This is a genomic window from Arenimonas fontis (assembly GCF_008386465.1).
Classification (GTDB): domain Bacteria; phylum Pseudomonadota; class Gammaproteobacteria; order Xanthomonadales; family Xanthomonadaceae; genus Arenimonas; species Arenimonas fontis.
In genome coordinates this window covers 119,744-134,101 of sequence record NZ_VUOD01000003.1, presented here as the reverse complement: position 1 = coordinate 134,101, position 14,358 = coordinate 119,744, and the positions used below count along the sequence as shown (strand labels likewise).

Genomic DNA, 14,358 nt, shown 5'->3' with positions numbered 1-14,358 from the left:
CGCTCAGCCGTCCAACTCGTCCAGGCGCGGCATGGCCAGGGCGGCGCCGGCACGCTCGGTGGAACGGGCGGCGTAGCGGTTGGCGAAGGCGACCGCTTCGGCGAAGGGCGTCATGCCGCCGGCCAGGGCGGCGGCCAGGGCGCCGCTGAAGGCATCGCCGGCACCGGTCGTGTCCACGGTGTCGGCGGGCGCGGCCGGCGCGCGGTAGTACCCGCGCGTGTCGCCATGACGGTGATGGCCGTGCGAGACGAAGGCGCCATCGGCGCCCAGGGTCAGCACCACGCTGGCCTGGGGCGCAAGGGCGCGACAGGCATCGTGCAGCGCCCCCTCGTCCAGCGTTGCCAGTTGCTCCGCCGCGAGTTCGCGGCCGGCGTGGCGGGCGAGCAGGGCGGCGAACTCGGTTTCGTTGGGCGTCAGCAGGTCGGCGGCCTGCAGCAGGGCGGCGCTGGTCGGCGCGTCGGCGGGTGCGGGATTGAGCAGGGTCAGGGCACCGCGTTCCCGCCCAGCCTGCAGCGCCGCAAGCACCGCTTCCGGCGCCACTTCCAGCTGCGCCAGCAGAACCCCGGCGCTGTCCAGCGCATCCTGCTGGGCCAGAACGAAATCCGCCGACAGCGCCGCGTTCGCGCCAGGCGCCACCAGGATCATGTTGCGGCCGTCGGCATCCACGTAGATGCCGGCGCAGCCGGTGGCGAGCCCGGGGCAGACCTGGTCGCGCAGATCGATGCCGTCGGCGGTGGCCAGGCGACGCGCCTGCGCGGCCGCGGCATCGTCACCCAGGGCGGCGATGAAGACGGTATTGGCGCCGGCGCGGGCGGCGGCCACGGCCTGGTTGAAGCCCTTGCCACCCGGGCCGGTGGCGTAGCGGCCAAGACGGGTGGCGCCGGGGGCGGGCAGGGCGTCGGTGCTCCAGACGTGGTCCTGGTTGTAGGACCCGACCACCAGCACCCGCCCGCCCATGCCTTCAGGCTCCCAGGCTGGTCAGCACACCGGCGATCGTGGCGGTCATGAAGGTGGCCAGCGAACCGCCCAGCACCGCCCGCAGGCCGAAGCGGGCGAGGTCCTGGCGCCGGTTCGGGGCCAGGCCGCCGATGCCGCCGATCTGGATGGCGATCGAACTGAAGTTGGCGAAGCCGCAGAGCGCGTAGGTGGCGATCAGCCGGCCCTGCTCGCTCAGCTCGACGCCGTCGACGCGGCCGTTGACGATGTCGGCCAGCTGCAGGTAGGCGACGAACTCGTTGATCACCACCTTCTGGCCGATCAGCGAACCGACCGTGGTGGCGTCCTGCCAGGGCACGCCGATCACCCAGGCGATCGGCGCCAGCAGGTAGCCGAACAGGGTGGCAAGGTCGGTGGGCTTGCCGAGCACGGCCTGCAGGCCGGTCACCTCGCCGATCCAGGTCAGCGGCCAGTTGATCAGCGCGATCAGGGCGATGAAGGCCAGCAGCATGGCGCCGATGTTCAGGGCCAGGCGCAGGCCGTCGGCGGCGCCGGCGGCGGCAGCGTCGATGACGTTGCTGGTGGTCTTCTCCACTTCCATGCGCACGGTGCCGCGGGTCAGCGGCTCGCCGGTTTCGGGCACCAGCAGCTTGGCGATCACCAGGGTGGCCGGCGCGGCCATGATCGAGGCCGCCAGCAAGTGCTTGGCGAAGAAGGCCTGCTGTTCCGGGTCGCCGCCGCCGAGCATGCCGACGTAGGCCGCCAGCACGCCGCCGGCGATGTGGGCCATGCCGCCGATCATCATGGTCAGCAGTTCCGACTCGGTCATGCGGGCGATGTAGGGACGCACCGTCAGCGGCGCCTCGGTCTGGCCGATGAAGACGCTGGCGCAGACGCTGGTGGTCTCGGCACCGGAAACGCGCATCACCTTGGTGATTGCCCAGGCCATGGCCCGCACGATCGCCTGCATCACGCCCAGGTGGTAGAGCACGCCCATCAACGAGGCGAAGAAGATGATGGTCGGCAGTACCTGGAAGGCGAAGATGAAGCCGTAGGTGTCGGTGTCCATCAGGCCGCCGAAGATGAACTTCGAGCCTTCGTTGACGAAGGCCAGGATCTTCACGAAGCCGTGGCCCAGCCAGTCGAATACCTCGCGACCGCCTGGCACCACCAGCACCAGGGCGGCGAAGCCGACCTGCAGGGCCACGCCGGTGAGCACCAGCCGCCAGTCCACGGCCCGCCGGTTGCCGGAAAACAGCCAGGCGATACCGATCAGGACGGCCAGTCCGAACAGGCCGAAGAAGATGCTGGAAATCATGCGGATGCGGTCCCCTGGGCAAATGGCGGCAGCGTAGAGCAGGCCCGGAGCCCCGGCAAGGACGGCCGGCTCAGGCTTCGTCCCGCGCCACCACCCGGTTGCGGCCGGCGCGCTTGGCCAGGCGGAGGCGCAGGTCGGCGCGTTTCATCAGCCCGGACAGGTCATTGGCGTCCTGTGGGCAGTTGGCCACGCCCGCGCTGAGGGTCAGCTTGCGAGGTTCCGCCCCCGGTTCCGGCACGAACGGCTCGGCTTCGAGCTTCTGGCGCAGGGCTTCGAGACGCTCCCAGGCGGCGCCGGTCGGCAGGCGCAACAGCAGCACGAATTCCTCGCCGCCGGCCCTGATCATCGGTTCCTCGCGCGCCAGCTGCTGCCGCAGCACCCGGACCGCATGGCGAAGGGCGCGATCGCCGGCCAGGTGGCCGAGTTCGGTGTTGATGTGGCGGAAGTTGTCCAGGTCCACGATGGCCAGACTCAGGGTCTCGCCGCGGGCCCGGGCGCGTGCCACCAAGTGCGGCAGGCGGGTGTTGAGGTAGGTGCGGTTGGGCAGGCCGGTCAGGCCATCGGTGCCCGAGATGCGGGTCAGGCGCTGGGTACGGAACACCGTCAAGGTCGTTACGATCGTGACGGCGGCCAGCAGGACGATGCGCTGCAACTGGGTGCCGGTGCTGACCTCGCCGTAGGTGGCCGACACCAGCGGCCCGTCCGCCATCGCCACCACGCCCAGCCAGATCAGCGCCGACTGCCCCAGGGCCAGGCTGCCGGCCAGCAGCGTGACCCGAAGGTCGTGACGCAGGGCCGTGGCGAAGACCGCCAGCAGGTAGCAGGACCAGACCACGGTGCTGTTGAGCGCGGCCACCGGGTCGTTCAAGGCCAGCAGCACCAGCACGAAACTGACCACACTCACGTCGAAGGCGGACGACACGCTGGGCAGCCAGGCCCGCCGGCGCTCGCTGCCGGCCAGATGCAGCCATAGTTGGCTGAGCAACAGCACCAGGACGACGCCGGCCAGGCCGGCCAGGGTTTCGCCGGGGGTGCCGCCGGCCAGATGGTTGAGCAGTGGCAGTCCGAGCAGCAGCGCCGACAGGAAGACCCGCAACCGGGCCACCAGCAGTTCGCCGCCGGCGGCGACCTCCAGCAGGATGTCGTCGGGCCGCTCGCGCAGCGCCGCGGAAAGGTCGGCCAGAGTTTCGCTCAGGGTGCTCACGCGGGGGGTCGTGGCCTTGGCACGGGCAGGCGAGCATAGCGGTCGCCCCGGGTTCCTGTCAGGGCGAGGCGCTTGCCGGCGCGGGTCAGGCCCCCGGTCCGGCCAGGGCCACCCATAGCGCCAGCGCCACGAACAAGGCCGCCGCGATCCGGCGCGCCGCCTGCAAGGGCAGGCGGGCGGCGAAACGCGAACCGAGCAGCACCACCGGCACGTTGGCCAGGGCCATGCCGAGGGTGGTGCCGGCGATCACCTGCCACAGCGGCTCGTAGTGCGCTGCCAGTACCACCGTCGCGACCTGGGTCTTGTCGCCGATCTCGACCAGGAAAAAGGCGAATGCGGTGGCGAGGAACGGCCCGAGCCGTGGCGCCGCCGCCGATCCGTCCGCGTCCAGACGATCCGGGATCAGCGCCCAGACCGCCACCCCCAGGAAACAGGCGGCGACGATCCAGCGCAGCCAGGCCGGATCCAGCCAGGCTGCCACCCAGGCGCCGACCCAGGCGGCGGCAGCATGGTTGAGCAGCGTGGCGACCAGGATGCCGGCAATCACTGGCAGCGCGCGCCGGTAGCGCGCGGCCAGCAGCAGGGCCAGCAGTTGGGTCTTGTCGCCGATCTCGGCGACGGCGACGGCGAGAGTGGAGAGAAGCAGCGCGTCCAAGCAGAACTCCGGGGCCGGGTCGAGGGCAAGGGAAGGCGGGCGCGCCGCGACCCGGCCCGGGTGGCGGAACGCCGGCCTTCGGTCTTGCCCGCAAGGCCCTGCCTTGCCCGTGCGCCATGGCGGTTGCCAAGCGTGTTGACGCGCGGAGGCCCCGAAGGGCCGGGCTACTCCCCGAAGCCAGGGAAAGCGGGCGGCATTGTATCGGCAAACCGGCGGGCCCTGCCCGGCTTGACTCAAAAATGAGAACTATTATCATCTCTCGCCCCGAAGCCAGCTTGCCGGCCCGTCGCCCCGCGACCGGTTCCCCGGAACGCCAGCCTCCCCGCTGCGTACCCAGGCGCGTCTTGCGCGCCTTCCCGGAGGACACCGACCTTGCGACTGCATCCGCTTGCCCTGGCCACCGCCCTGGTCTTTCCCGCGATCGCGACCGCCTCGCCCGAGCCGGCGGCGGGCGTCGACGCGACCACACTCGACGCCGTCACCGTCACCGCCACACGCAACGAGCGAGCCCTGGCCGAAGTTCCGGCCACGGTCAGCGTGCTCACCCGTGAAGAGCTGGACCGGCAGCTGGCGCGCGACATCAAGGACCTGGTGCGCTACGAGCCGGGCGTATCGGTGACGTCCTCGTTCGGCCGTTTCGGCCTGGGCGGGTTCCGTATCCGCGGCCTGGACGGCAACCGCGTCCTGATCCAGACCGACGGCATTCCGGTATCGGATGCCTTCTCGATCGGCAGCTTCTCCAACGCCAACCGCAATTTCGTCGATCTGGACACGCTCAAGGCGGTCGAGATCGTTCGCGGTCCGGCCAGCGCGCTGTACGGTTCGGATGCGCTGGGCGGCGTGGTGTCCTTCGTCACCAAGGATCCGGAGGACTACCTTGGCGACGACGGAGACAGTCACATCGGGCTCAAGTTCGGCTACCAGGGCGATACCCGCGGCCTGTTCACCGGCGCCACCGGCGCCTGGGCCGGCGAACGCTGGTCCGGTCTGCTCGCGGTCGGCGGCCGCAAGGGCCAGGAAACCGACAACATGGGCGAGGACGGCGGCGTCGGCGCCGGCCGCACCCGCCCCAACCCCCAGGACAGCCGGGGCAAGTCGCTGCTGGCCAAGCTGGTGTTCGATCCGGCGGAAGACCACCGGTTCCGCCTCACCGTCGAAGGCAACGAGGATCGGGTGGACACCGACGTGCTCACCGCCGTGAGCGCGCTCACCCGCTCCCTGAGCGGCGAGGACCTGCAGACACGCGCGCGCCTGTCCCTGCAGCACGAATGGTGGGGCATGCGCTCGCCGCTGATGGACTCGCTGGAGTGGCAGCTCTATCGCCAGGACAGCCAGACCGTCCAGGACACTTTCGAAGCGCGCGGCAACGGAACCCTTCGCCAGCGCCGCTTCGATTTCGACCAGCGCCTGTACGGCCTCGAGATGGTGGCACGCAAGGCGGTGGAAACCGGTCAGCTCGACCACGACCTGACCTGGGGCCTGGAGCTGACCCGCACGGAAGTGCGGCAGAAGCGCGACGGCCTGGCCATCGATCCGGCCACCGGCATCGCCACGCCGGTGGTGCCGCCGGACGTGTTCCCGGTGCGCGATTTCCCGATCAGCACCGTCACCGGCGCGGCGCTGTTCTTGCAGGACGAAATCCGCTTTGGCGACGGCCGGCTGCGTCTGGTGCCGGGCCTCCGGATAGATCGCTTCGAGCTGGATCCCGAGCCGGACGCGATCTTCGATGCGGACAATCCGGGCATCGCCGTCGCCGGCCTGAGCGACACGGCCGTCTCGCCGAAACTGGGTCTGGTCCGGGACCTCGGCGCCGGCTGGTCGCTGTACGCCGGATACGCGCACGGCTTCCGTGCGCCGCCCTACAGCGACGTCAACCTCGGTTTCACCAACCTGGCCTTCGGCTACACGGCCATCCCCAACCCCGACCTGAAGCCGGAGAAGAGCCGCGGCTACGAGCTCGGCCTGCGCCATCGCGGCGACTACGGCTGGCTGCAGCTGGCCGCCTACCGCAACGACTACGAGGACTTCATCGAGTCCCTGGTCTTTCTCGGCTTCAACCAGCAGGGCCTGATGGTGTTCCAGTCGCGCAACCTGTCCCGTGCCCGCATCCAGGGCGCCGAGTTCAAGGCCGGGCTGGACCTCGCGCTCGTGTCGGATGCGCTGGAGGGCTGGTCGCTGCGGGCGGCGGCGTCCTGGCAGCACGGCGACGACCGGACCAGCGGCGAGCCGCTGCGTTCGGTGGATCCGGCCCGGGCCGTGCTCGGTCTTGCCTACGAGGCCGAGCTGTGGGGCGTGGAACTGGTGGGCAACTTCGCCCGGCGCAAGGACCGGCTGGCCGACCTCTCTCCCGGTCAGCCGGCCTTCGCGCCGCCGGGCTACGGCGTGCTCGACCTGCTGGCGCACTGGAACTTCGCGCCCGGCGCCAGCCTCGACATCGGTCTGTTCAACCTGACCGACCGCCGTTACTGGGACTGGGCCGACGTGCCCGGCGTCGCCGCCGACAGCCCCGTACTGGACCGTTACACCCGACCCGGCCGGCACGCCGCCCTCAGCCTGAGGCTGCAGTGGTGAAGCCGGTTTCCCGTCAAGGCCAGACCTCCGGAGACCGACAATGAATAGCAAGACCTTCCTTCCGTTGCTGCTGCTGGCGGCCCTGACCGGCTGTGCCAGTCGGGGTGCCGTCAACGCCGAAACCGCCCTGCCGGCACCGGCGTCCGACACGGTGGCCGACACGGCGGCCTTCGAAGCCGACCGCAAGGCCATCCTCGGCATGCTGGGCGAGTACCGCGTGCAGTTCGACTTCCGGGAGACCGTGATCCTGGCGCCCGCCTACGAGCGCAAGCCGGACCAGCACAGCGGCGGCAACGAGGTGGTGATCCTGGTCGAGGACAGTGGCGACCGGATCGTCCTGCAGCACCTGCTGGTGTCGCGCGACGGCCACGTCACCAAGCATTGGCGACAGGACTGGCAGTACCAGGCCGGCGAGCGCTTCGAGTTCAGCGACGAGCAGACCTGGCGGCTGCGAGCGGTGCCGGCCGAGCGGATCGCCGGCAGCTGGACCCAGTGCGTGTTCGAGGTCAGCGACGCGCCGCGCTACTGCGGCACCGGCCGCTGGAACCACCGCTACGGTGTCTCCACCTGGACCTCGGACCGCGGCTGGCGGCCGCTGCCGCGGCGCGAATACAGCAAGCGCGAAGACTACAACGCCCTGAATGTTGAGAACCGCCACACCGTCGTGCCCGGCGGGTGGACCCACGAGCAGGACAACACCAAGACCGTGCGCACGGCCGACGGCATGCGAACCCTGGTGCGCGAGTTCGGCTTCAACGACTACCGGCGCACCGACGCGGTCGATTTCGGGCCCGCCTATCGCTACTGGGAGGCGACCCGCGGCTACTGGGCACGGGTGCGTGCCGAGTGGAACCGGCGTCTGGCCGCCGGCGGCGTTCGCCTGGACACGGCGGTGGACGGCATGCCGGTGATCGAGGCGACCTTCCGCCAGGCCGACCGCGTCGCCCGGGGCGAGTCGGTGTCGGACGGAGAGATCGCGGCCATCTTCGACCGCTACGTCCAGGTGCTGCCTCCGGAAGACGCCCGCCTGGGCCGCCGCTGAGACGATGGCGGGGCGCGCCGGCAAGAGGGCGCGCCCGGCCTGCCTTCAGTCTGCCGGCGCCAGTTCGATCATCGCGTACTCGGTGACGGACCCGTCGGCGGCGGTGGTGCGCTGGCGGGAAACGATGCGGCCGACCACGCCGTCGGCGAACACCAGGGCGGCATCCTCGGGCGGCGCCGGCGGCGCAGGAGGTGCCGGCGGAGCTGCCGGCACGCCGGTCGTGGTCTTCGGAGGCGCGGGCGGCGCCGGGGGAGCGGGCGGCGCCGGTGGCGCCGGTGGCGGCGGCGGGGCGAACCAGCGGAAGTTCGGCGCCTCGGGCACGGTCAGCTCGATGCTGCGGCGCTTGCGGTCGCGCAGTACGTCCACGCTCACCTTGTCGCCGGCCTTGCCTTCGCGCAGGGCACGCATCAACTCGCGCGGGGAGTCCACAGGCTCGCCGCCGACGCGCTGGATCACGTCGCCGGGTTCGAGTTCCGGCAGTTCGCCGGCGCTGAGCACCAGCACGCCGCGATCGGTGCCGAAGTAGCGGCCCAGCCTGGCGTCCACCGACGCCAGGTTCAGGCCGTTCCAGCGGAACGCCTCCAGCAGCCGCGGCATTCGGCAGTCCTCGTCGCCGGGGGCGCAGGGCGCAGCGGCAAGGCGGGCGATCTCCATTTCCACCGCCGGCGCGACCACCGGCATGGCCCGGGCGATGGCCTCGGCATGGGCGCGGGCTTCCTCGGCGCGCAGCAGGGCGATGCGGCCGATGTCGTCCACGACCACCTCGGCGGTGCCGGCCTTGCCGTCTCGCCGGTAGCCCAAGCGCAGCGTCTGGCCTTTTTCCAGGCCGGACAACAGCTCGCGGGCGGCGTCCACCGCGGTTTCGCCGCGACCGGCGATCTTCCGGCCCTGCACCGATACCAGCACGTCGCCGGCGCGCAGGCCGGCCTTGTCGGCCGGGCCGCCGGGCGTGACCGCCGCCAGGCGCACGCCTTCGGCCTCGTCGTTGCCGGCCAGCACCACGCCGATGCCAGGGCGTTGCAAGGCCGCCCGGAAGCCGTAGGCGAAACCCTCGCCGGTGGCGCCCTCCTCGATCAGCTGTCGTTGCAGCTCGGCGACCCGGCGGGCGGCTTCGGCCAGCTGCTCGCGGGCTTCGGCCAGTTCGGCGCGGCGCGCCTCGATTCCGGCGTCGGCGCCGGTTTCCGCCGCCGGCGCCGGCGCCGACAAGGCGGCGGCCAGCATCAGGGAAAGCATTCGCAGTTTCATGGGGTTTCCTCGTGAGGGTTCAGAACACGGCGACCAGTTCGCCTTCCAGCTGGCCGCCGTCCGCGGCCAGCCACTGCCGGGTGCCCTGCAGGCCGGTGTAGTCGCGCAGCAGGTCCACGCGCTGCCGCCACAACAGCAGGCGCTGTTCCGGCGCCAGGTCCTCGCGGGCCAGCGCCGTGTCCAGGCCCTGCAGCTGATCCTCGAACTCCAGGTCCAGCAGCAGGCCGGTGGCGGCGCCGGCCCGACCGTCGTCGCGCATCGCCGCCAACACGTGCTCGAGCCGGGCGGATTCGGCCATCAGGGTCTGCAGCCGGCTTTCCGGGCTTTCCGGTGTGGCCTGTACCAGGCTGCCGCTTTGGCCGGGAAGCACGGGGTCGTCCACAGGCGATCGCAGCATCGGCAAGGCGATCGCCAGGGCCAAAGCGGCAGCCGCGGCCAGGGCGAACGGCCAGCGCGGCCGCGGCGGCGGCGCTGCCGCCCGGGCAGCCAGGCGTTCGGCCAGCAGGGGCCAGGCGCTGCGGTCGGGCGATTCCAGCGGCAGCCGCGCCAGGGCCGCGCCGATCTCCAGCGGTTCGGATTCGGGCAGGCGGATGTCAGGCATGGGCATTGGCCTCCTGTGCGATGCCAAGCTGCTGGCGCAGGCGGCGGGTACCGCGCGCCAGCTGGGATTTGGAGAAACTGGCGGTGCGGCCCATCAGGCCGGCGATTTCCTCGTGGGTGTAGCCCTCGGCGTGGTAAAGCCAGAGCACGCTGCGGGTGGCATCCGGCAGGGCGGCCAGGGCGCGGGCCAGCACGGCGGCGTCGGCGGCGACGGGCGGCAACAGGGTTTCGTGCGCCTCCAGCCGGGTTTCGTCGGCCTCCTCGGTTTGCGGCAGCCGCCCCCGCTTGCGCAGGCGCATCAGGGTTTCGTTCACGGCGATCTGCCGCAGCCATCCCCAGAAGGGGGCATCGCCGCGGAATTCGCCGATCCTGTCCAGCAGCCTGAGCATGGTGTCCTGCAGAACCTCCTGGGCTTCCTCGCGTTCGCCGGTCAGGCGCAGGGCCAGTGTGAACACCGGCCGCTCGAACTTCCGGTAGATCTGCTCGAATGCGCTGGCTTCGCCCCGGCGGGCGCGGGCGACCAGGCTGTCTGGCACGTCGATGGCGAAGGACGAGGTTTGGCTCACACCGGACATGGATGCCCCGGGGCCGGAAAAGGTCGCAGCCAGCCTGGACCCGGTGGCCGGGCCGGGCAAGCGGGACGGGGAGGCAAGCCGGCCGGGGCGGGCATGCCCGGCGTGGGCGGACGCCACCCGCCGGGCTGGACTGGCCTTAGACTGGCCGCCTTCGACAAGCCGGGAGGCAAGCCATGGAGTTTTTCCTGATCGTCCTGCTGGTCGCGGCGGTGATCGTCCTGTTCAAGGCCGTGCGGATGGTGCCGCAGGGCTACGAGTGGACGGTCGAGCGCTTCGGCAAGTACACCCACACCCTGACGCCCGGTCTGCACCTGCTGGTGCCGGTGGTCCAGGCAGTGGGCCGCAAGATCAACATGATGGAGCAGGTGATGGACGTGCCCAGCCAGGACGTCATCACCCGCGACAACGCCGTGGTGAAGGTGGACGGCGTGGTCTATTTCCAGGTGCTGGAGGCAGCCAAGGCCGCCTATGAGGTGGCGCAGCTGGAGTTGGCCATCCTCAACCTGGTGATGACCAACATCCGTACCGCCATCGGCTCGATGGACCTGGACGAGTCGCTGTCCAAGCGCGACGAGATCAATGCCAAGGTGCTGGAAGCGGTCGACCAGGCCACCCATCCCTGGGGCGTGAAGGTCAACCGCATCGAGCTCAAGGACATCGCCCCGCCGCGCGACCTGGTCGAGTCCATGGCCCGGCAGATGAAGGCCGAGCGCGAGAAGCGCGCCAACATCCTCGAGGCCGAGGGTCACCGCCAGGCGGAGATCCTGCGCGCCGAGGGCGAGAAGCAGGCCGCCATCCTCGAGGCCGAGGGCAAGCGCGAGGCCGCCTTCCGCGAGGCGGAGGCGCGCGAGCGCCTGGCCCAGGCCGAGGCCACCGCCACCGAGCTGGTCAGCAACGCCATCGCCAAGGGCAACGTCCAGGCCATCAACTACTTCGTGGCGCAGAAGTACATCGAGGCATTCAGGGCCCTGGCCGAAGCGCCCAACCAGAAGTTCGTGATGATGCCGATGGAATCCGCCGGCATCGTCGGCAGCCTGGGCGGCATCGCCGAGCTGGCAAAGGAGAGCCTGGGCCTGAAGGGCGCGGCGAAGGCGGAGGGCTGAGGCCATGCGCACCGAACTGATCGTCTGGGGTTGCATCGCCCTGGCCCTGATCGCGGCCGAGACCCTGGTGCCGGGAGCCTTCCTGCTTTGGCTGGGCTTGGCGGCGGCGGCGCTGTGGCTGCTGCTGTGGGCGTTGCCCTTGAGCCCTGCCTGGCAGGTAGTGGTGTTCGTGCTGCTGAGTTTCGTCTCGGTGGGGATCTACATCCGCTGGTTCCGGCCCCGGCAGTCGCCGGGAGAGCAGCCGCTTCTGAACAGGCGCGGGGAGCAGCTGGTCGGCCAGGTGTTCGAACTCGAGCAGGCGATCGTCAACGGCCGCGGCCGCCTCAAGATCGGCGACGCCTTCTGGGTGGCGGAAGGACCGGACCTGCCCAAGGGCACCCGCGTGCGGGTGGTGGCGGCACGCAACATGGCGCTGGCGGTGGAGCCGGCCTGATCCGGCCGGCCGCTTGCCCCTTTTTCATGAGAACCATTATCATTTGCGGCCCCGATCCTCACCGGAGTCCGCGATGAAGCGCTTCAGCATGCTGGTTCTCGCCGTCCTGCTGGCCGTGCCCGCCGTACGGGCGGCCGAACTGGTCGTCTACACCGAGCGGCGCGAACCGCTGGTCAAGCCGCTGTTCGACCGCTACGCCCGGGAAACCGGCACGACGGTACGGGTGCTGTCCGACAGCGCCGCGGTGCTGATCGAGCGGCTGGCGGCCGAGGGCGCCAACACCCGCGCCGACATTTTCATGGCGGTGGACGCCGGCAACCTCTGGCAGGCGGCCGAGCGCGGCCTGCTGGCGCCGGTGCGCTCGCCTGCCCTGGAACAGGCCATTCCCGCCCATCTGCGCGACCCGCATGGGCGCTGGTTCGCACTGTCCCAGCGCGCCCGCACCATCGTCCATTCGAGCGAACGAGTTCGGCCGGAAGAGCTGTCCAGCTACGAAGCCCTGGCCGAGCCGCAGTGGCGGGGCAGGCTGTGCCTGCGCTCGGCGAAGAAGGTCTACAACCAGTCGCTGGTGGCGACCATGATCGAGCGCCTGGGCGCCGAACGCACCGAGCAGGTCGTGCGCGGCTGGGTCGCCAACCTGGCCGCCCGGCCTTTCGCCGACGACACCCAGCTGGCCAGGGCGATCGCCGCCGGCCAGTGCGATGTCGGGATCATCAATACCTATTACCTGGGTCGTCTCCAGGCCGAAGACCCGGCCTTCCCGGTGCGGGTGTTCTGGCCGGACCAGCAGGACGCCGGCGTACACGTGAACGTATCCGGCGCCGGCGTGGTGGCGGCATCGAAAAACAAGGCGGCGGCACAGGCGTTCCTGGAATGGCTGGCCAGCGCCGAGGTGCAGGCCGACTTCGCCCGTGTGAACTACGAGTTCCCGGCCCGGGAGGGCGTGGCCCTGGATCCGGTGGTGCAGGCCTGGGGCCCGTTCAGGCCCGATCCGGTGAACGTTTCCGTGGCCGGTCGCCGCCAGGCCGAGGCGGTGCGCCTGATGGATCGCGCCGGTTGGCAGTGAGGCGATGAAGCCCGGCCCGCTGCGCCGCATCGGGTTCCGCCTTTGCGCCTGGGTGCTGGCACTTCCGGTGCTGGCGCCGGTGCTGTGGCTGGCCAGCGCCGGCGGCACCCCGGCGCCCGAGGTCTGGCCGCACCTGTGGCGGGAGGTGTTGCCGCAGGCCGCGGTCAACACCCTGGGCCTGCTGGCGCTGATCGCCGGCATCGCGCTGCCGGTCGGCGTCGGCCTGGCCTGGGCGAGCGCCCGCTACGAGTGGCCCGGCCGGCGTTTCTTCGACTGGGCGCTGGTGTTGCCCTTGGCGCTTCCGGGTTACGTGGTCGCCTTCGTCTATGTCGGCCTGGCCGACTACGCCGGCCCGCTGCAGGGCGCCTGGCGCGCACTTGGCCTGCCGGCCGGGGCTTTTCCCGAACTGCGCAGCGTGCCTGGCGCGGCCCTGGTGCTGGCGCTGGTGCTTTATCCCTACCTGTTCCTGATCACCCGCGCCGCCTTCCTGCGCCAGGGCAGCGCGGCGATGGATGCGGCGCGCATGCTCGGGCATTCGCCCCGATCCGCCTTCCTGCGCGCCGCGCTGCCGCTGGCGCGTCCGGCTTGGGTGGCCGGCCTGAGCCTGGTATTGCTGGAGGCGCTGGCAGATTTCGGCGCGGTCAGCATCCTCGGCGTGGATACCCTGGCCACGTCGGTCTACAAAGCCTGGTTCGGCCTGTACTCGCTGCCGGCGGCGGCGCAGCTGGCCTTGGGACTGGTCGGGGTGGTGGCGCTGGTGCTGGTCCTCGAACGGCTCGGACGTGGCCGTGCCCGCCACGCCGACCGGCAGCCGTTGCCGCCGCCGCGCCGGCGGTTGCGCGGCTGGCACGGCTGGGTGGTCGCCTCCTTCGCCGGTGCGGTGCTGCTGCTGGGCTTCGTGTTGCCGATGGCGCAGCTGGCCTGGTGGTCCTGGCAGATGCGGGCGGACCTGCCCGCCGTGGGCGAGGCTGCCCGCAACACTGCCGGCCTGGCCATGATGGCGACGCTGCTGGTGCTGGCGCTGTCCCTGCTGTTCGTGGTCCTTGGCCGGCGCAGTGGCGGCGACCGATGGGTGCGTGCCGCGGGATTCTCCGCCGGGCTGGGTTATGCGATGCCCGGCACCGTGCTGGCGGTCGGGGCGATGTGGTGGCTGGTCGCGGTCGAGCGCGGCCATCCCTGGCTGGCGACGCTGGCCTTGAGTTCCTCGCTGGCGGGCATCCTGCTGGCCCTGTCGGCCCGCTTCCTGCGCGTCGGGCATGAGGCCACCGAGGCTGCCTTCGACCTGCTGCGGCCGTCCTTGCTGGAGTCGGCCCGGCTGCTGGGAGCGCCGCCGCGCCGGCGCCTGCTGCGCGTCGCCTTGCCCTTGCTTCGGCCGGGGCTGATCGCCGCCGCGCTGCTGGTGCTGGTGGAGGTGGTGAAGGAGCTGCCGGCCACCCTGATGCTGCGGCCGTTCGGCTGGGACACGCTGGCGGTGAAGGTGTACGCCTACACCAGCGAAGGCCTGTGGCAGCAGGCGGCCTGGCCCGGCCTGTGGCTGTGCCTGGTGGGGCTGCTGCCGGTGTGGTGGCTGGTGCGGCAGCAGGGTTGACACCGGCGCCGGCAACGCCGGA

General features: G+C 71.1%; 13 protein-coding genes. 6 read left to right on the top strand and 7 right to left on the bottom strand.

All coding sequences use genetic code 11. The annotated features are described in order from the left end of the window. Positions 1-3 precede the first annotated feature (3 nt). From F0415_RS04925 to F0415_RS04910, 4 genes are all read right to left on the bottom strand, one after another. Positions 4-957 carry a PfkB family carbohydrate kinase gene (locus F0415_RS04925; protein WP_149860089.1) on the bottom strand — a complete coding sequence of 318 codons (954 nt, stop codon included), beginning with the start codon at positions 955-957 and terminating at the stop codon, positions 4-6. Between the two features lie 4 nt (positions 958-961). Continuing rightward, a complete protein-coding gene (locus tag F0415_RS04920; protein ID WP_149860088.1) occupies positions 962-2,254 on the bottom strand; it encodes a NupC/NupG family nucleoside CNT transporter in 1,293 nt (430 codons plus the stop codon). Positions 2,255-2,324: 70 nt separating this feature from the next. Further along, positions 2,325-3,458, bottom strand: a complete 1,134-nt coding sequence (locus F0415_RS04915) for a GGDEF domain-containing protein (RefSeq protein ID WP_149860087.1) — start codon at positions 3,456-3,458, stop codon at positions 2,325-2,327. Positions 3,459-3,543: 85 nt separating this feature from the next. After that, positions 3,544-4,113, bottom strand: coding sequence for a TMEM165/GDT1 family protein (locus F0415_RS04910; protein ID WP_149860086.1), 570 nt, complete (start codon positions 4,111-4,113; stop codon positions 3,544-3,546). A 372-nt stretch (positions 4,114-4,485) separates the two neighbouring features. On the opposite strand from F0415_RS04910, the gene F0415_RS04905 reads away from it, so the two are divergent. After that, a complete protein-coding gene (locus tag F0415_RS04905; protein ID WP_246149882.1) occupies positions 4,486-6,684 on the top strand; it encodes a TonB-dependent hemoglobin/transferrin/lactoferrin family receptor in 2,199 nt (732 codons plus the stop codon). Positions 6,685-6,724: 40 nt separating this feature from the next. After that, positions 6,725-7,726, top strand: coding sequence for a DUF6607 family protein (locus tag F0415_RS04900; RefSeq protein WP_246149881.1), 1,002 nt, complete (start codon positions 6,725-6,727; stop codon positions 7,724-7,726). Between the two features lie 45 nt (positions 7,727-7,771). On the opposite strand, the gene F0415_RS04895 is transcribed toward F0415_RS04900, so the two are convergent. The 3 genes from F0415_RS04895 to F0415_RS04885 are packed head-to-tail and all read right to left on the bottom strand — an operon-like array spanning position 7,772 to position 10,146. Continuing rightward, on the bottom strand, positions 7,772-8,971 hold the full coding sequence (locus F0415_RS04895) for a PDZ domain-containing protein (RefSeq protein ID WP_149860085.1): 1,200 nt from the start codon (positions 8,969-8,971) through the stop codon (positions 7,772-7,774). A 19-nt stretch (positions 8,972-8,990) separates the two neighbouring features. After that, entirely contained in the window at positions 8,991-9,572 is a 582-nt protein-coding gene (locus F0415_RS04890; RefSeq protein WP_149860084.1) for a hypothetical protein, read from the bottom strand. After that, positions 9,565-10,146 (bottom strand): RNA polymerase sigma factor, encoded by a 582-nt coding sequence (locus F0415_RS04885; protein ID WP_149860083.1) that lies wholly within the window; start codon positions 10,144-10,146, stop codon positions 9,565-9,567. The genes F0415_RS04890 and F0415_RS04885 overlap by 8 nt, the downstream gene beginning before the upstream one ends. 173 nt (positions 10,147-10,319) lie before the next feature. Here F0415_RS04885 and F0415_RS04880 point away from each other — a divergent pair, with 173 nt between their 5' ends. From F0415_RS04880 to F0415_RS04865, 4 genes are all read left to right on the top strand, one after another. Then, positions 10,320-11,249, top strand: coding sequence for an SPFH domain-containing protein (locus F0415_RS04880; RefSeq protein ID WP_149860082.1), 930 nt, complete (start codon positions 10,320-10,322; stop codon positions 11,247-11,249). 4 nt (positions 11,250-11,253) lie between these two features. Next, positions 11,254-11,682: an NfeD family protein gene (locus F0415_RS04875; protein WP_149860081.1), complete on the top strand. Its 429-nt coding sequence runs from the start codon at positions 11,254-11,256 to the stop codon at positions 11,680-11,682. A gap of 73 nt (positions 11,683-11,755) precedes the next feature. Next, positions 11,756-12,748 carry an extracellular solute-binding protein gene (locus F0415_RS04870; protein ID WP_149860080.1) on the top strand — a complete coding sequence of 331 codons (993 nt, stop codon included), beginning with the start codon at positions 11,756-11,758 and terminating at the stop codon, positions 12,746-12,748. Positions 12,749-12,752: 4 nt separating this feature from the next. Next, complete coding sequence (locus F0415_RS04865; protein WP_149860079.1) at positions 12,753-14,336, top strand: ABC transporter permease; 1,584 nt, start codon at positions 12,753-12,755, stop codon at positions 14,334-14,336. Positions 14,337-14,358: the final 22 nt, after the last annotated feature.